Below are 17,234 nucleotides of genomic sequence, written 5' to 3'. Positions count from 1 at the left end.
TGCATGCCTGCGCTCGGGTCTAGCCTCGTGAGTACTGCTCCCAGTACAAAACCAATACGAGCCGTCATGACCGCCTACGCGCCATCTTTGCTTATCGCATTGCCATCCTGCGCCAAGAGCCTGCTGCCGCGCCAACCGCCAGGGCATGTTCAGCGTGAGCATTTGCAGCGCCGCTTGCTTGCCCAAGACTGTCGTTTGCGCCTGCTGATCGCCCCAGCCGGGTTTGGCAAGTCGGTGCTGCTCGCCGATTGCGCCCGCCAATGTCCGCCGGGATGTTTGCCGCTATGGCTCAATTGCTCCGCGCTGCTCGCTTCGCCGCGGGCGTTCTGCCGACAGTTGGCTGCCGCCCTCGGCTACCCGGCGGACGTGAACGAAACCCAATTGTTAGCGGCTGTGGAGCAGGAGCAGCGCACGCTGTGGATCATGCTCAACGATTATCCGCGCGAGCCCGATGGCGAACTCGACGCCTGCCTCGACCGCCTGCTCTGTGCATCGCCTGCGGGCCTCTGCTGGTGGCTTGGCAGTCGACGGCGCCCGCTCTGCAACCTGCCGCGCTTGTTGCTGGAGGGCGAGTTGTTCGAACTGGGTGGCGCCGAACTGGCCTTCACTCCGGGCGAGGTCAGTGCCTGGTTGCCGCATGTGGAGACGCTGCGCACCAGCCGTGCGGACAACCTGTTCGGCCTGACTCGCGGCTGGCCGGCGGCCCTGCGCCTGCTGGCTGCCCAGGGCGAGCGCGAGGGTTCGGCTGTGCCTCTGTGTGAAGAGCATAACCCCCTGTTACGCGACTACATCGAACATGAGGTGCTGCAGGGTCTGCCTGCCGAACTGATGCACGCACTCTGCCAATTGGCACAGATTCCACGCTTCAATGATGAACTCTGCGAGCACCTGCTGGGTGTGGGCGAAGGCGCGGCCTGGTTGCAGGCGTTGCGCGCACGCGGCCTGTTCATCAACGAAGTGGAGGGCGCCGCAGACTGGCTGGAAGTATTCGCACCGCTGGCGCACTTGCTGCAACAGCGGACCAAGGCCGCGCCTTGCACCAGCCTGCATTTGCATGCCAGCCAATGGTTCGCCGCCCGCGGCGAAGTGCGTGCTGCGGTGGAGCATGCGCTCAAGGGCGGGCAGCCGGAGGTTGCGGCCAGTTTTCTCGAACGTTTCACCGAGGAGCAACTGCTCCAGGGCCAGGACCTGGCGCTGATCCTGCACTGGCGCAGCGAGCTGCCCGACAGCCTGCTGAGCAGCACGCCGCGGCTGATCCTGCTGAATGCCTGGGCGTTGTTGCTGGTCGGGCGCCTGGACGAGGCGCAGGCCTGCGTCGATCAGCTGGCGCGTTTTCAGCCGCGTGGCGATGCCGAGCGGCTGACCGAGTTATTCGCCCAGTGGCAAGCGATTTGCGGGATTGCCGCCTATGGCCGTGGCCACGCGGCTGAGGCGCGCAGCCATTTGCTTGAGGCGCTGTCGGCGTTGCCGGACAGCGCCTGGGCGCAGAGCCTGCTGTGCCGTTCGGTGCTGACCCAGATCGCCATTGGCGAGGGCCAGTTGGAGCAGGCGCAGCACCTCAGCTATGCCGTGCTCAAGCAGGCGCGGCAGTGCGGCAGTGCGGTGTTTGAGGCCTTGCTGGAACTCGACCATGCGCTGCTGTTGGAAGCGCGCGGTGAGTTCGGTCGGGCCGAGGCGCTGTTGCAACGGGTGCTCGCACAGATGGATGCGCAGTCGCTGCAGCAGACGCCGGTGCGCGGCAGGATTCTGTTGCGCCTGGGCCGCCTGGCGTTGCGCCAAGGCTGCACCGGGCAGGCGGCCAGTCACCTGCAGGCCGGACTCGATGATGCGCTAGCCGGCGGTGATCCCGGTGCCTTCCATGGTTATCTGGGCCTGGCCGAGTTGGCCACCTGTCGCCACGATATCCCTGGCGCATTCGCCCATTTGGCTCAAGCCGAGCGCTGGATGCAGCGCCAGCGGGTCAGCGACAGTCTGTATCGTGGCGTGCTGTTGCTGGCCAGTAGTCGCCTGTGGATTTACCAGGGGCATTACCCGCGTGCCCGCGAAGCCTTGACCCGGGTGCTCGGGCATCGGCGCCAGGGCAGCGTGCCGCCGCCCAATTTCCCCGAGCTGTTCCTGCGCCTTGAACATCTTCTACTGTGCCTTGATCTGCTGGGTGGCCGCGATGTTCGCGAGGCGCTGCAGCAGTTGCTTAACCAGGCCGTTGAACAGGGTCGCCAGGCATTTGCCAGCGAGCTTTGGTCAAGCTATGCCGAAGCGTGCAACGCCTACGCCGATCTGCAAGCAACGCACCAGGCCCGCCAGACCGCCCAAAGCTTGCGTCAACGTCTCAACTATCAGGGGCTGTGGTTTGCCGAAGACGAGGCCACCCTGGCAACAACCGGCGAAATACCGGCAGCACCAGATGCCTGCCTCAGCTGCCGCGAGTTGACCGTGCTGCGCCTGATCGCCCAGGGCCTGTCCAATCAGGAAGTTGCCGAACAGCTGTTTATTTCCCTGCACACGGTGAAAACCCATGCGCGACGGATCAACGGCAAACTCGGCGTGGCCCGACGCACCCAGGCCGTAGCGCGGGCCAAGGCGTTGGGGGTGTTGTAAACCCGAGGTTGCCGGATGGGTATCGCTGCGCTCAACACCATCCTACGGGTCGGTGGCCGCAGCATTTTTGTAGGATGCGGTTGAGCGCAGCGATACCCATCACAGATCACCGGCCGGCCGGCAGATCAGGACAGAGCAGAACCTAGGGCGGCGCGGGCGCAGCGAACAGGTCGCCACCACCATGGTGCTTTTATTAATGCAGGGCCGGGGGGCTGGCGAGCTGGCGCAGGCGTTCGGCGAGCAGCATGCGTTGCGCCGGGTCGTCGCACAGCAGCAGCGCACGCTGCACGTCGAAGCGCTCGGCGTGGGGGCATTCCAGCCGCTGGTACAGTTCGGCGCGGGCCAGGTGGTCGGCAACCGTGGGCTCGCCCAGCAGCAACACGCGTTCAGCATCTTTCAAGGCTGCGAGGTAGTCCTCCTCCAGCAGGTGCAGGTAATGCAGGTTGCGCGATAGCCGTTGCAGCATGCTGCGTCCATCGCAGGCGCGCATATGGCTGGCACTGAGTTCGGCCTGGGCACCCTGGCAGCGCATCAGCAACTCGCGACAGTCGCGGGTATACAGGCGCCGCCCGCCGCACGGGTCTAGCAGGTGGTCGGCACCCGCTACCCGTAGCAGAAAGTGCCCCGGAAAATTCACCCCCTGCAAGGGAATCCCCAGTCGACGCGCCAGCTCCAGGGCCACCAATGCCAGCGACAGCGGTTGTCCGCGGCGGCGCTGGATAACCTTGTGCAGCAAGGCGACCTGCGGCCGTGGCGGGCTGTCGTCTTCGCGGAAATCCAGCTCGCTCAGGCGCCGCAGCAGCGGTTGCGCCAGCTCCTGAACGGGCAAAGCGGGCAAAGCCACGCTGATTTGCTGCTGCAGCGTATTGAACTCACGCAGCACCTCAGCCGGCTGCAGTGTCGGATCATGCTCGGCGGCAATCCACAGCGCTGCCTCGAAGAGTGCGGGCGGTTCCTGGTCAAGGCAGGCAAGACAGTTCTGGCGTGGGCTCATGATCACCTCTGCGCAAGACTTGGTTGTAACCGCCTTGGTGAGCGACGTCCAGTGTTGCGCTGGGATTTGCCACTTAGGCCGCTTGGCTTTTTCATGAATTTACTTATGCCGGCCCCGGCGGGCTATTTCAGGGGCTGCACCTATACTGGCTGTAAGCAGAAGCAAGGGAGCCACAGCATGTTCGCCATGATGGAAGCCGCCCGGCTTGAGGCATTGCACCTCACGCAGGATCCTGACACAGGCCTCAAGGCCATAATTGCCATTCACAACACGCGTCTTGGGCCCGCTCTGGGTGGCTGCCGTTACCTGGTGTATCCCGATGAGCAGAGCGCCATCCGTGATGCTGCGCGCCTGGCCCAAGGCATGAGCTACAAGGCCGCGCTGGCGGGTCTCCAACAGGGCGGCGGCAAGGCGGTGATCATCCGTCCGGCGCATGTCGACAATCGTGCTGCGTTGTTCGAAGCGTTCGGCCGTTTCATCGAGACGCTCAATGGCCGCTACATCACCGCGGTGGACAGCGGCACCTCGAGTGCCGACATGGACTGCATCGCCCAGCACACCCAGCACGTCACCAGCACCACCGAAGAGGGCGACCCCTCGCCGCACACCGCCATGGGGGTGTTCGCCGGCATTCGCGCGACCGCCATGGCGCGCCTGGGCAGTGCTGATTTGCAAGGCCTGCGCGTGGCCATTCAGGGGCTTGGCAATGTTGGCTATGCGCTGGCCGAGCAGCTGCACGCGGCCGGTGTCGAGTTGCTGGTCAGCGACCTGGACCGTGGCCGGGTGCAATTGGCGGTGGAACAACTGGGCGCCCATGCGGTGGCCAGTGCTGCGCTGCTCGCCACACCCTGCGACATCCTTGTGCCCTGCGGGCTGGGCGGCGTACTGAATGGCGAAACAGTCGGCCAGTTGCGTTGCTCGGCAGTGGCCGGCGCGGCCAACAATCAACTGGCCAGCGCCGACATTGCCGACACCCTGCAGGCGCGCGGGATTCTCTATGCGCCGGATTACGTGATCAATGCAGGCGGGCTGATCTACGTCGCCCTCAGGCACCGTGGTGAAAGCCCGGTGGCGATCACTGCGCACCTGCAGCAGATCAGCCTGCGCCTGACCGAGATATACGCCCATGCCCAGGCCGACAAGGGCTCACCTGCGCGGGTCGCCGATGCCCTGGCCGAGCGTTTGTTGTACGGCTGAACCTGTTAATCCGGGCCAGCCAGCCTCAGCCGATGCCACAAGCGTCGGCCGTTGTTAGCACACCCAAAAGGTGCCGAGGAAACGTCCATGAACGTGCTCAACCCCGACATAGCCTATACCCGCTACCTCGATCCGCAGGGGCGTGTACTCGATGCCTTGCCAGCGTGGGCCGACGACAGTGACCTGCTGATTCGCCTGTATCGGCAGATGGTTCTGACCCGCCTGTTCGATCAGAAGGCCGTGGCCCTGCAACGCACAGGACGCATCGGCACCTACGCGCCGACCATCGGCCAGGAAGCCATAGGCGTGGCCATCGGCGCCCTGATGAAGCCCGAAGACGTGCTGGTGCCGTATTACCGCGACACCGCGGTGCAGGTGATGCGTGGTGTGAAGATGGAGGAAATCCTCCTCTACTGGGGCGGCGACGAGCGCGGCAGCGCCTACGTCGACCCGGCGGTAGCCCAGGATTTTCCGCTCTGCGTGCCGATCGCCACCCAGGCCTTGCATGCCTGCGGCGTGGCCACGGCGATGAAAATTCGTGGTGAGCACCGGGTTGCCGTCACCACCTGCGGCGATGGCGCCACCAGCAAGGGCGATTTCCTCGAAGCGCTCAACGTCGCTGGCGCCTGGCAATTGCCGGTGGTGTTCGTGGTCAACAACAATCAGTGGGCGATCTCGGTGCCGCGGCGTATCCAGTGCGGCGCACCGACCCTGGCGCAGAAGGCGATAGGTGCCGGCTTCCCCGGTGAGCAGGTCGACGGCAACGACATCATTGCGGTTTACGAACGCATGCGCGTCGCCCTGGAACGTGCCCGCCATGGCAAGGGGCCGGTGTTGCTGGAGTGCATCAGCTACCGCCTCGGCGATCACACCACCGCCGACGACGCCACCCGCTATCGCAGCAGCGAGGAGGTCAAGCAGGCCTGGCAGGAAGAGCCAGTCAAACGCTTGCAGGCGTATCTTGCTGCCCAGGGCGTGTGGGGCGAAGGCCGCGAGCAGGCGCTGATCGGCGAGTGTCAGGCGCTGGTGCAACAAGCGGTCGAAGCCTTCGAGGCAGTCGGCAATCCGCCCGCCGAGACGCTGTTCGAGTATGTCTACGCGCAGTGGCCGGCGGCGCTGGCCGAGCAGCGCGACATGCTCCTGGAGCGCGTCGCCCGGCGTAAGGAGGCTCGTCATGAGTGAGGTCAAACTGACTCTGCTGGAGGCGGTCAACCTGGCCCTGCACCGGGCCATGTACGAGGACCTGGATGTGGTGGTGCTCGGTGAGGACGTCGGCGTTAACGGCGGCGTGTTCCGCGCCACTGCCGGCCTGCGCGACACCTTCGGTTTCAAACGGGTGATCGACACGCCACTGGCCGAGACCATGATCGCCGGCCTGGCGGTCGGCATGGCTGCACAAGGCTTGAAGCCGGTGCTGGAAATCCAGTTCATGGGCTTCATCTACCCGGCGCTGGATCAGCTGGTCTCCCATGCCAGTCGCCTGCGCAATCGCACCCGCGGCCGGTTGAGCTGCCCGCTGGTATTGCGCACGCCGATGGGGGCCGGTATCCGCGCGCCGGAACACCACAGTGAAAGCACCGAGGCGATGTTCGCCCAAATTCCCGGCCTGCGCGTGGTCATCCCGTCCTCGCCGGCACGGGCCTATGGCCTGTTGCTGGCGGCCATCGACGATCCCGATCCGGTGATCTTCCTCGAACCCACGCGGCTGTACCGGATGAACCCGCAGGTGCTGCATGACGATGGCAGGCGCCTGCCGCTGGACAGCTGTTTCACCCTGCGTGAGGGCTGCGACCTGACCCTGATCAGCTGGGGCGCCAGTGTCCACGAGACCCTGCAGGCGGCTGCGCAACTGCAGGCACGCGGAGTGTCCGCCGAGGTGATCGACGTCGCCTGCATCAAACCGCTGGATCTGGATACCCTCGAAGCCTCGGTGCGCAAGACCGGACGTTGCGTGATCGTGCATGAGGCGCCGAAGAGTTGTGGGGTCGGCGCAGAAATCGCCGCCAGCCTCTACGAGCGCGCCTTGCTGGATTTGCAGGCGCCGATCAAGCGAGTCACCGCGCCGGATATTCCGCCGCCGCTGTACCGCATGGAACAGCTGTATATCCCCAGCGTCGAGGACATCCTCGCGGCATGCGATGCGGTGCTGGATTACGCCTGATGCCTGGGGCAATGGTGCGCACGGCGCACCCTACGGGGTACGCACATGTTGTAGCCCGGATGCAATCCGGGGAGTTGTTAGCGGCCCGGTCCCGGATTTCATTGGGCTACAGGGCTGAGCAAGTGAAGGTATGCAGAATCTAGGGTGGGTCGGGCGGCTTTTGTGGGAGGGGCCTTGGCCGCGAACGCTTGCATGGCTGATGACTTTATCGCGGACAAGTCCGCTCCCACCAAGAGCACTGGAACCGGGAGAGACCATGAAATATTTCAAACTGCCCGACCTGGGCGAAGGCCTGCAGGAGGCCGAAATTATTGCGTTTAGCCACCACCGATGAGTATCTGAATCGTGGGCTGAAGCGAATCGCCGCTTGGCCGACCCTGCGCGGTTTTTGTAGGAGGGGCCTTGGCCGCGAACGCTTGTATAGCTGATGACTTTATCGCGGACAAGTCCGCTCCCACCAAGAGCACTGGAACCGGGAGAGACCATGAAATATTTCAAACTGCCCGACCTGGGCGAAGGCCTGCAGGAGGCCGAAATCGTCGAGTGGCACGTCAAGGCCGGTGATGAGGTCAAGGTCGACCAACTGCTGGTCTCGGTGGAAACCGCTAAGGCCATCGTCGAAATTCCCGCGCCCTACGACGGCGTGGTGGCCAAGACCTTCGGTGCCGAGGGCGACATCCTGCATGTCGGCGAGCCGCTGCTGGCCTACGAGGGCGAGGCCGATGCCGGCACCGTGGTTGGTCGCCTGGAAGGCGGTGGCGAGGCCCAGGCCGACAGCTTCTTCGTCGGTGCCGCGCCGTCGACCCGCGAGCACCTGGCGCCGCGCGCGACCCCGGCGGTGCGCCAGCTGGCCCGTCAATTAGGCGTCGAGCTGAGCGGCCTGAGCGGCTCTGGAGCTGCTGGCCTGATCACCCGTGGCGATGTCGAAGCCGCGACCCAGTCGGCCCGCGACAAGTTCGGTGGCGACAAGCTGCGCGGGGTACGGCGCAGCATGGCGATCAACATGGCGCGTGCGCATGCCGAGGTGGTGCCGGTGTTCATTGTCGGCGACGCCGATCTGCATCGTTGGTCGCAGGCGCGCGATCCACTGGTACGCATCGCCCAGGCGATCGCCGCCGCCTGCGGGGTGGAGCCGTTACTGAACAGTTGGTTCGACGGCAAGAGCCTGTCGCTCAAGCCCCACGCGCAGCTCGATCTGGGCATCGCGGTGGATACTACGGACGGCCTGTTCGTGCCGGTGTTGCGCAATGTCGGCGCACGCACCGCCGATGACTTGAAAGACGGGGTCGCGCGCCTGCGTGCCGACGTCAAGGCGCGCTCGATTCCGCCCCAGGAAATGATGGGTGCGACCATCACCCTGTCCAATTTTGGCACCCTGTTCGGCCGTTACGCCAACCCGGTGGTGATGCCGCCGCAGGTGGCGATCATCGGCGCTGGCGGTATCCGTGACGAGCCGGTGGCACGCGATGGCAAGGTAGTGGTGCACCCGATTTTGCCGCTGTCGCTGACCTTCGATCACCGCGCAGTCACCGGCGGTGAGGCCGCGCGGTTTCTTAAAGCGTTGGTGCAGGCGCTGGAGCAGGCCGAGGGTTGAACGGCTCGACCCTGCCGCAATGCGGTCACATAAGCCAGGTGAGCAGCATTTTTTGTAGCCTGGATGCAATCCGGGGAAATCTGGCCGCTGAACAGCCCTCCCGGATTGCACCCGGGATCCATCATCGCTATGGGTGGATGGATAGAGCGTCATCCACCCTGATTCCGCAGACCTTGCATATGAACATAGGATCTACGCGCGCGGTGCCTGGCTTATGCCATCAAGTGCACAGCTTTGCGGCCCTGCCGGCTGCAGCGTCTGTTCGAGGATCTCGACGGTGCGCTCGGCTTCGGTTTTATCCATAAATAAACGCTGCAGATCCCAGCTCGGCGGCACTGGCGCTCGTCGGAATTAGCCGAAAGGGGTATTGCTTAGCTGTGGGGTGCCTGATTAAATTTTTACTCCTAGTTGACGGGTGACTAATAAGTCACGTCGAGCCTCCAAGGCGCCCGCGTTGTCAGTCTGTGCGGTGTAGTGCGCGTTGGTTGAAGTGGATGGACCCTCACTCGTGGTATGCGGACTTGATCCGATAAGCCACTGCAAGTACGTAACGTAAACAATTCATTTATGGGGCCACCTCGAACTTGCTCAAGTTTCGGGTCTAGGCATCTTATTGCCCACGCTATGGCCCTGCCAGCAGCGCACAGACTGTCTGCAGCGTCCAATTTGTGCAAAGAGGATAACGATATGAGGCCGGAAACTGCCATCGTCGAGACTCACGGGAAGTACAAAATCCACACGCAGCACTACCGCAACCCCGCCGCCAACAAGACCATTATTCTGGTCAACGGCTCGCTGGCAACCACCGCATTCTTTGCCCAGACGCTGCGTTTCCTGCAGCCACGTTTCAACGTGGTGCTCTACGACCAACCCTATGCCGGCCAGTCGAAAGTACATAACCGTCACGAGCAACCGATCCGTAAGGAAGACGAAGCCGAGATCCTCCTGGAGTTGATCGAGCATTTCCGCGTCAACCACCTGATGTCCTTCTCCTGGGGTGGCGCAGCCGCGATGCTGGCCTTGGCCCAGCGGCCGTGGCGGATCGAGAAGGCCGTGATCAGCTCTTTCGCCGCGCGGCTCAACCAGCCAATGCGCGATTATCTGGAACGTGCACTGGGCGTGCTCCTGGCTCACGACGGCGACAACGTTGGACGCCTGATCAACGACACCATCGGCAAGCACTTGCCGCCGCTATTCAAGCGCTTCAACCAGCGGCATATCAGTAGTCTGGCCGACCACGAATACCTGCAGATGTATTGCCATGTCCGCGAGGTGCTGACCCAGGATATCCAGGGCTACCTGGCGTGCGCTGAAGCCATTGATATCCCGCTGTTATTCGTCAATGGCGAGCGGGACGAATACACCACGGTAGCCGACGCCCGTCTGTTTGCCGGCCACGCCCGCCAGTGCCAGTTCCGCACCATCGGCACTGCCGGGCACTTTCTCGATATGGAGCACAAGACTGCCTGGAGCGACACCCGCCAAGCCTTGCTCGGGTTCCTCCAGCCAGCTATGGCAACATCCGCGTACCCACGCAATGAGCACTGTTATCCGTTTGTTGATCGCAGGGCTACGCAGCGCATTGCCAGCTGATGAGAAGGCCCGCGTGCGTTTTGTCATGGGCCAGTTTGGCGATGCTCTGGCCTGCTCAATCCGCTGGCGCTCAAGGAGCTGTTCAGCTTAGGCGGTGTCAGTGTGCTCAAAGACGTCGCCCATTTGGTCGACGGCATGCTGCACAACGGCGGCATGTCCAGCCAGGTGAGCAAGCAGGTCTTCGAGGTGGGGCGTAATCTGGCCGTCACCCCAGGTTCGGTGGTGTTGCGCCACCCGTTATTCGAGCTTTTCCAGTACGCACTGAAGAACGACCTGCAGGTGTTCGTGTTGAGCTGGCGCACTCCCGATGCCTGCCACATGAGTGGGGGCTGTCGAATTATGTGTAGGCCATTGCGCGAGCCATCGATGCCTACCGGGCGATTACCGCTAGCAAGTTGGCTCCTGCAGCTGATCTGATTTCTATATAAAAAAAAGAGTTATCTATTAGTTGATGAGCAAGCGGGCGCCTAGCTCCATGTTCGCGAAGCGTGCCAATAAAAGCTTCGCGGGCATGGGGTCAGGCGTCCCCACGCGCCTACAAGGGGCGTGGTTATTCGGCTGTGGCTTGGTCCAGCTCGCTGAGTGCATCTGGCTGGTTTTTGAAGGCCTTGGCGAAGATCTCGCGGTTTTTGGCCATGAAGATGCCCAGCTCTTCGCCTTGTTGCTCGTTCAGCGAAGGCACGGCCTTTTGCAGTACGTCGGTGAGCAGTTCGGCCAGTTCGAGCATTTTGTCATGACGGTCGGCTTCGGCTTTATCCATAAATAAACGCTCCAGATCCCGGCTGCTGCGGTACACCACTTCGACGGCCATTCATCACCTCTACGCCTTCACGCTGATAAGTTGCAGGAAACTGTTTATTTATACAGTGGTTGTGAGCATAAAGAACTCTAGCGCATTTGAACAGCGACAACTGTGCTGCGTCGCTGGAAAATCATCGTATTACAGACTGCGCCAAGCAGATGTGCTGCTTGAGGGGGCGCCGTTGAGCGTGATGAACGCTGCGTATCCAGCCCTGGTGCGCCTGGGTAGGTGTCTTTTGCCTGGCGGGCGTCATCTCTTTGGCGTTGGTCTTGTTCCTGCATAACCTAGCAGTCATCGTGGCGATGGCTTATCGCCGTATCGTGTTCTAAGGAGATTTGATAGTGAGACGCAATTGGGCTGAGCGCACGCGCGAGAGCATGCATGGGCTGGCGGAGTCGCTGGGCAATCTGTTGATGGAGGTCTTCCACTATCTTGCGCTGTTTGCCATTGGTGCGGTCACTGCGTGGGCGGCGGTGATGGCCTTTCTGGGCATGCTGGAAAAGGGCCAGATCGATATTGATGACATTCTGCTGCTGTTCATCTACCTGGAACTGGCAGCGATGGTGGGGATCTATTTCAAGACCAACCACATGCCGATCCGCTTCATGATCTATGTGGCGATTACCGCGCTGACCCGCCTGATGATTTCCGATATTTCGCACAACCACACGCCAGGCTGGGGTGTGGTGATGGTGTCCGCGGCGATCCTGTTACTGGCCTTGGCGATTCTGGTGGTGCGTTATGCCTCCTCGCGCTTCCCTTCGGTGCAGAGCAACGGCCCACGCAAGAGTCGCAATCTGGCCGATGATGCGTCGGAAAAAGACGATGAGCAGAGCGACGACTAAAGGGGCTGCCTCGGCTGGGGTGAATGCAGTCCCATGCTGGGCGGCAGGCAAAGCTTCGCGGCTTATTCGCTGCGAGTGCCAGGATCTTCGGCCGGCTGAGCGGCCGGTTCGACGGGCTGCGCGGGGTTATCCGTGCGGATGAGCCTGGAGAAATCCACGGCATCGTCCGCGGCCTGCGCCCGAGCGTTGATATGCGCCTGGCGGCGAACCTCGGCGAACGGCAAGCCGGCGCTGTTGATCAAGCCGTGCCGATAGAGAAGCTGTGGTACATAGCCGCTGGCAATTATTCTCCAGTCGAACGACAAATGTTGCGGGTTGACTCGCGAATGCAGCCACATGCCAGTGGTGCAGTTGGTAGTCAGGCTGTTGTAGAACGCGGGATGGTCTTTCAGCGTGTTGATGCGCTGTATGTACTCGAGGAACAACTGGCGGCCATGTTCGATAGGGGCGTGCAGCGGATAGAGGTAGACCTCTTCCGCTGGGCTGCGCCGGTAGTTGGTGCGCAGACGAATGACGTCGCGCTCATCGGCGACCACGTAGAACAGTTCGTACTGGCGAAAGAAACCCTTGAGCGTCGAATAGGCTTCGTCTTTCTCCTTGCGTGTCTCGATCGATATGGCCAAATGGTCATCATCGCCAAAGTCGAAGCTGAGAAATACGTGGGCGATGGCCGGGCCCATCCAGTAGGACGTGATTAAATCCACCCCGTGCAGCTTGCGCAGGTCGAAGGTTTTGTCGTACCAGGCCGGGGTGTAGTCGGTTTCGCTGCGGTAGTCGAAGTTGCGGATATTGTGCATCGTCACCAGGTCGCCTTCGATGGTGGCGTAGGGCAGCACTGCCACATCCGTCTGCCAATTGCGCTGGTTGGACGGCTCGATGCGCCACCACCAGGCCAGCAGCCCGGCGAACAGGATGACGTAGGCCACCAGGGCAAGGCCGCGCCAGCGGCCAAAGCCCAGAGCAACCAGCGCTGCCAGCGAGGCAATGGCAAATCCGCCAGCCAGGCAATTGCGTAGCGTGGCGTTTGACGGCCCGGCAAACGTGATGGCCAGCACGCCCCAGCCACCAGCCGTAGCAATCAGTAAACCAAGCAGCAGCAGGGCAACAGCAACGGCATAGCAGGTCATGACTTTTCTCATTGCGGACGTCTCTGCGTGTAGTGGTGTCAATGGCAGTAACACCAGATGCGACGGGGCGGACGTGCCGGGCGATCCAATCCCCGCGCCGGGATAGATTGCCGTGGTCTCAGTTTAGGCAGGCTTGGTCAACCGCGACGTCTCGGTTGAGTGGCATATGCTGGCGGGTGGTTTGATCGCCGGTAAAGGACGTGTCGAGGATCACCGGATTTAATCGCTCAAGGGCGCAAACAGTGCCGCCAGGTCGTCCTCGCTCATCTGCCACTGCGCCTGGCTGCCGCCTTCCAGCAGGCCGCGGGCCAGGTTGGCCTTGGCCTGCTGCAGGTGTTGAATCTTTTCTTCGACGCTACCGCGGGCGATCAGCTTGTAGACGAACACCGGTTTGTCCTGGCCAATGCGGTAGGCACGGTCGCTGGCCTGGGCTTCGGCGGCCGGGTTCCACCAGGGGTCGAAGTGAATCACGGTGTCAGCGGCAGTCAGGTTGAGGCCGGCGCCGCCGGCTTTCAGGCTGATCAGGAACACCGGGAACTGTCCAGCCTGGAACTGCTGTACCGGCGCGCGGCGATCCTGGGTGCTGCCAGTGAGCTTGGTGTAGCCGATCTTGCGTGCCTTCAGCTCGGTTTCGATGAGTGTCAGCATCGAGGTGAACTGGGAGAACAGCAGCACCTTGCGGCCTTCCTCGACCAGCTCTTCGAGCATCGCCATCAAGGCGCTGAGTTTGCCCGAGTCGCTGCTTTTCAGCTGCGCGTTGTCATCGCCGAGCAGGCGCAAATCGCAGCAGGCCTGGCGCAGGCGCAGCAGCGCTTCGAGGATGACGATCTGGCTGCGCGCCATGCCCTGGAGGGCGACTTCATCGCGCACCTTCTTGTCCATTGCCAGGCGCAGGGTTTCGTAGCGGTCGCGCTGGGCAGCGGTCAGCTCGACCCAGTGGGTGACCTCGGTCTTGGGCGGCAGCTCGCGTGCCACTTGTTCCTTGGTGCGGCGCAGCACGAAGGGTTTGATCCGCCCGCGCAGGTGCGCCAGGCGTTGCTGGTTGCCCAGTTTCTCGATGGGGGTGCGGTAGTCACGGGTGAAGCTCTTGGCATCGCCGAGCCAGCCGGGCATGAGGAAGTTGAACAGCGACCAGAGTTCGCCCAGGTGGTTTTCCAGCGGTGTGCCGGTCAGGCACAGGCGTTGCCGTGCCTGCAGTTGTCCGGCGGCCAGGGCGGCCTTGCTGCGCGGATTCTTGATGTTCTGCGCTTCGTCGAGAATCAACAGGTGATACGACTGCGCCGCCAGCGCCTTGAGGTCGCGCGGCAGCAAGGCATAAGTAGTCAGGACGATGTCGTGCTCGCCGATCAGCTTGAACAGCGGGCGGCGTTTCGCCCCGTGCAGGGCCAGCACCCGGAGCTGCGGGGTGAAGTGGGCGGCTTCGTCCTGCCAGTTGGGGATCAGGCTGGTGGGCATGACGATCAGCGCCGGTCGATCCAGGCGCCCGGCTTGTTTCTCGCTAAGAATATGCGCCAGGGTCTGCAGGGTTTTGCCCAGACCCATGTCGTCGGCCAGCACGCCACCGATGTCCAACTCGGCAAGTGCCTGCATCCAGGCCAGGCCATGCAGTTGGTAAGGGCGCAGGGTCGCCTGTAACTCCGTCGGTGCTTTGACCTCCTGCGCGCTGTGCGCCTGCAGGCGCTGGGCAAAGCCGCGCAGCTGCTCGCCGCCTTGCCAGTTCAGCGCCGGGCCTTGATCCAGTTCGCTCAGGCGTGCAGCGTCGGCGCGGGGCAGGCGCAAGCGTTGGCTGGACTCACCCGGCTCGCGGAAAAACAGCTCGCCCAGAGTCGCCAGCAAGGGCTTGAGGCGGGCGAAGGGCAGGGCAATGTGCTTACCGCTCTGCGGCAGGCTGACCAGCAGCATTTCCTCGTCCTGACGTTGGGCCAGAGCCTCGCCATTGAGCAGCCAGGGCTTGTAGCGAATCGCTTGCAGCAGGATCGGCAGCAGGCTGATGCGCCGCCCTTCGACCTCGATGCCCAGCTCCAGGTCGAACCAGTCGTGCTCGGGGGTTTCTTCGATGGCCGCGTACCAGTCATCGACCTGCGCCAGGTTGTAGCGGAAATCCGGCTGCAGTTCGATACGCCAGCCTTGCTCGCGCAGCACCGGTATTTGTTCCTGGACGAAGTTCAGCCATGCGGCTTCGCCGGGCATGTCGAAGTGTTCGCCGGGGTGTTCGGCCAGGGCTTCGCTCTGGCGCAGGGCGACCTGCAGGCCGGCGTCTTCCAGGCGCTGGCGCAGCGCTGCCTCGGCAGCGGCGTCGCGGATGATGCGCAGGATCTGGCTCGAACTCTGACGTACCAGCAGGTCTTTGGCGGGTTTGCCGTAGGCCAGATGGCCCTGGTAATCGAAGGCCAGCACGGCGCGGTGCTGGGTCTGTTCGAGCATACGGCCCTTGCGCGAATCGAAATGCACCCGCACATGGCTGCCGAGAATCACGACCGGCAGCGGTTGAACGCCCTCCAGGCGCTGCTCGACCACATCCGCGCGCGTTTCTATCAGCGGGCTGAGGTCGATCCCGGCCAGTTGCTGGCGCTCCAGAGTCAGCAGGGCGGCGACCACATGCTTGCAGTTGAACCCTACAGGGCAGCCGCAATGGCCGTTGACGCTCCAGCCCTGGGGGAAGGACTGCAGGCTGATGCGCTGTTGGTAGGTCTGCGCGCCCGAGCCGCGACAACTGGCCAGCAGGGTCTCACCCTTCAGGCTGAGCAGGGTGCTGCGGCCTTTCTCGGCATAATCGAGGCCGCGACTGAAGTCACCGGCGCGAAAAGTCGCCCGCCAGTCGGCCTGGCGTAGATGCAGAACATCCAGGGCCATCATGGCAATGCAACTGGGGTGGGCGCGAGTCTGGACATGGCAGTGCCGAGTAAGTGCAAAGCCGATGATTCTGGCACAGCTGGCAAGGGATTAGCAGGCCATTGAGTAATCTAACGGCCCCAGCCATTCAAGGCGCAGCGCAGAGGAAGCCGCGCGCAGGTGCGGCAGGGCAAACGGCAGCTGCTTAGCTGGCGAACGCCATGCGGTACTGCCCGGGCGTCGCGGCAAAGGCCTGGCGAAAGCGGTTGCAGAAATGGCTGGCGCTGGCAAAGCCGCAGGCCAGGGCAATCTCACCGAGGGGCAGGTGGCTGCTGTGCAGCAACTGCTGGGCGCGTTCGAGGCGGCGCGCGAGCAGATAACGGTGCGGCGGCAGGCCGAAGCTCAGGTGGAACATGCGCGCGAAGTGGTACTCGGACAACGCGCAGAGCCCGGCCAATTGGCCCAGGGTCAGCGGTTCGGCCAGGTGCACATCGATATAGTCGCGCAACCGCCGCCGCTGCGCTGGCGCCAGGCCGCCGGTCAGACGCAGGCCATCGCGCCGACCCACCTGGGACAGCAGGGCATGGTTGAGCAGCGCGTGGGCCAGGCTGCTGGTCAGCAGGCGCTCGCCTGGCTCCAGCCAATTCAGGCGGCTCAGCTGGCGAAAGCGCTGGGCCTGCTGCGGATCATCGAGGAAGGTGCTCTCGCGCAGTTGCAGCTCGCGCGGTTCGCGGTCGAGCAGGCGCACCGCACCGAGGGCGAACTGCTCCTGACTGACATACAAATGCGCCAGGTTGATCTCGCCATTGATCACCCAGGCCGACTGATGCCCGGCCGGTAAGATGCATAACTTGTCCGGCGCGCCCTTGCTGTCCGGGCGCTCGCGGCGAAAGGTGCCGGTGCCGCCGGCCAGGTAGCAGGACAGGGTGTGGTGGCTCGGCGCCTGGTAGTCGCGGGTATCGTGGCAATTGCTCCACAGCGCCGCAGCCAGGCCATCGCCCAGCTCGGCACTGTGCAATAGCCTGGAATTGGGCGAACTGGCCATGGCCTGAAAGACCTGACTTTGATCGAGCTGTGACATGAACACTCCCTCTGGCCGCCATGCTACGCCGGCCCCGAGTATCTGCCAGCCCTCAGGGGCGAGAAAAGCGCAAGTTTAGGCAAGAACGGCTACGTGCCGGTGGCCATCAACTGTGTGGATTACGCCAGTTTGCGCTCGGTCATGAGCAGCCATATGGGCGCGGCCAATAATTCCGTGTGAGCGTGGTTGTTAGCTTTTTCGATTATTGGCGCATGGGCTCAAGGCCGCTCACAACCGCAATGCTGTTCACTTAAGCGGCCATCTCTGGGCGCCTGTCGTAGCCATGCCCCTACCCGTAGCCCGGATGCAATCCGGGAGCGATTTTCAAGCGCCAGACTTCCCCCGGATTTCATCCGGGCTACAAAAAACGCTGCTCACTTGGCTTAAGTGAACAGCATTGCCCCTCCTAC

The 17,234-nt window shown here is 63.0% G+C and carries 13 protein-coding genes; 8 read left to right on the top strand and 5 right to left on the bottom strand.

Annotated features, from left to right (window positions below):
- The first annotated feature begins 66 nt into the window (after window positions 1–66).
- Window positions 67–2,598, top strand: coding sequence for a LuxR C-terminal-related transcriptional regulator (locus Q8K09_RS16365; protein WP_305256052.1), 2,532 nt, complete (start codon window positions 67–69; stop codon window positions 2,596–2,598).
- A gap of 193 nt (window positions 2,599–2,791) precedes the next feature.
- Here Q8K09_RS16365 and Q8K09_RS16360 read toward each other — a convergent pair whose 3' ends face one another.
- Window positions 2,792–3,592 (bottom strand): SirB1 family protein, encoded by an 801-nt coding sequence (locus tag Q8K09_RS16360; RefSeq protein ID WP_305256051.1) that lies wholly within the window; start codon window positions 3,590–3,592, stop codon window positions 2,792–2,794.
- Window positions 3,593–3,769: 177 nt separating this feature from the next.
- Here Q8K09_RS16360 and Q8K09_RS16355 point away from each other — a divergent pair, with 177 nt between their 5' ends.
- The 6 genes from Q8K09_RS16355 to Q8K09_RS16330 all read left to right on the top strand — a co-directional run bounded on the left by Q8K09_RS16355 (window position 3,770) and on the right by Q8K09_RS16330 (window position 10,554).
- Window positions 3,770–4,789 carry a Glu/Leu/Phe/Val dehydrogenase dimerization domain-containing protein gene (locus tag Q8K09_RS16355; RefSeq protein WP_305256050.1) on the top strand — a complete coding sequence of 340 codons (1,020 nt, stop codon included), beginning with the start codon at window positions 3,770–3,772 and terminating at the stop codon, window positions 4,787–4,789.
- Between the two features lie 87 nt (window positions 4,790–4,876).
- Complete coding sequence (pdhA, locus tag Q8K09_RS16350) at window positions 4,877–5,971, top strand: pyruvate dehydrogenase (acetyl-transferring) E1 component subunit alpha (protein ID WP_305256049.1); 1,095 nt, start codon at window positions 4,877–4,879, stop codon at window positions 5,969–5,971.
- The gene (locus Q8K09_RS16345) at window positions 5,964–6,950 is read left to right on the top strand and encodes an alpha-ketoacid dehydrogenase subunit beta (RefSeq protein WP_305256048.1); all 987 of its coding nucleotides are present in this window, start codon (window positions 5,964–5,966) and stop codon (window positions 6,948–6,950) included. Before pdhA ends, Q8K09_RS16345 begins: the two co-directional genes overlap by 8 nt.
- A 484-nt stretch (window positions 6,951–7,434) precedes the next feature.
- Window positions 7,435–8,544, top strand: coding sequence for a dihydrolipoamide acetyltransferase family protein (locus tag Q8K09_RS16340; protein ID WP_305256047.1), 1,110 nt, complete (start codon window positions 7,435–7,437; stop codon window positions 8,542–8,544).
- 687 nt (window positions 8,545–9,231) lie between these two features.
- Window positions 9,232–10,137 (top strand): alpha/beta fold hydrolase, encoded by a 906-nt coding sequence (locus Q8K09_RS16335; RefSeq protein ID WP_305256046.1) that lies wholly within the window; start codon window positions 9,232–9,234, stop codon window positions 10,135–10,137.
- Window positions 10,138–10,239: 102 nt separating this feature from the next.
- Entirely contained in the window at window positions 10,240–10,554 is a 315-nt protein-coding gene (locus Q8K09_RS16330; protein ID WP_370869553.1) for a hypothetical protein, read from the top strand.
- A gap of 133 nt (window positions 10,555–10,687) precedes the next feature.
- Here Q8K09_RS16330 and Q8K09_RS16325 read toward each other — a convergent pair whose 3' ends face one another.
- Window positions 10,688–10,948 (bottom strand): YebG family protein, encoded by a 261-nt coding sequence (locus Q8K09_RS16325; RefSeq protein ID WP_304864881.1) that lies wholly within the window; start codon window positions 10,946–10,948, stop codon window positions 10,688–10,690.
- Window positions 10,949–11,280: 332 nt separating this feature from the next.
- Here Q8K09_RS16325 and Q8K09_RS16320 point away from each other — a divergent pair, with 332 nt between their 5' ends.
- Window positions 11,281–11,784, top strand: a complete 504-nt coding sequence (locus tag Q8K09_RS16320; RefSeq protein ID WP_305256045.1) for a phosphate-starvation-inducible protein PsiE — start codon at window positions 11,281–11,283, stop codon at window positions 11,782–11,784.
- 62 nt (window positions 11,785–11,846) lie between these two features.
- On the opposite strand, the gene Q8K09_RS16315 is transcribed toward Q8K09_RS16320, so the two are convergent.
- From Q8K09_RS16315 to Q8K09_RS16305, 3 genes are all read right to left on the bottom strand, one after another.
- Window positions 11,847–12,911: a DUF4105 domain-containing protein gene (locus Q8K09_RS16315; protein WP_305256044.1), complete on the bottom strand. Its 1,065-nt coding sequence runs from the start codon at window positions 12,909–12,911 to the stop codon at window positions 11,847–11,849.
- Between the two features lie 219 nt (window positions 12,912–13,130).
- Window positions 13,131–15,764, bottom strand: coding sequence for a DEAD/DEAH box helicase (locus tag Q8K09_RS16310; RefSeq protein ID WP_305256179.1), 2,634 nt, complete (start codon window positions 15,762–15,764; stop codon window positions 13,131–13,133).
- 184 nt (window positions 15,765–15,948) lie between these two features.
- The gene (locus Q8K09_RS16305; RefSeq protein WP_305256043.1) at window positions 15,949–16,824 is read right to left on the bottom strand and encodes a helix-turn-helix domain-containing protein; all 876 of its coding nucleotides are present in this window, start codon (window positions 16,822–16,824) and stop codon (window positions 15,949–15,951) included.
- Window positions 16,825–17,234 lie beyond the last annotated feature (410 nt).

This window comes from Pseudomonas sp. (assembly GCF_030683065.1).
GTDB lineage: Bacteria > Pseudomonadota > Gammaproteobacteria > Pseudomonadales > Pseudomonadaceae > Aquipseudomonas.
The sequence above is the reverse complement of the archived record's forward strand: the minus strand, read 5'-3'. Positions and strand labels throughout refer to the sequence as shown.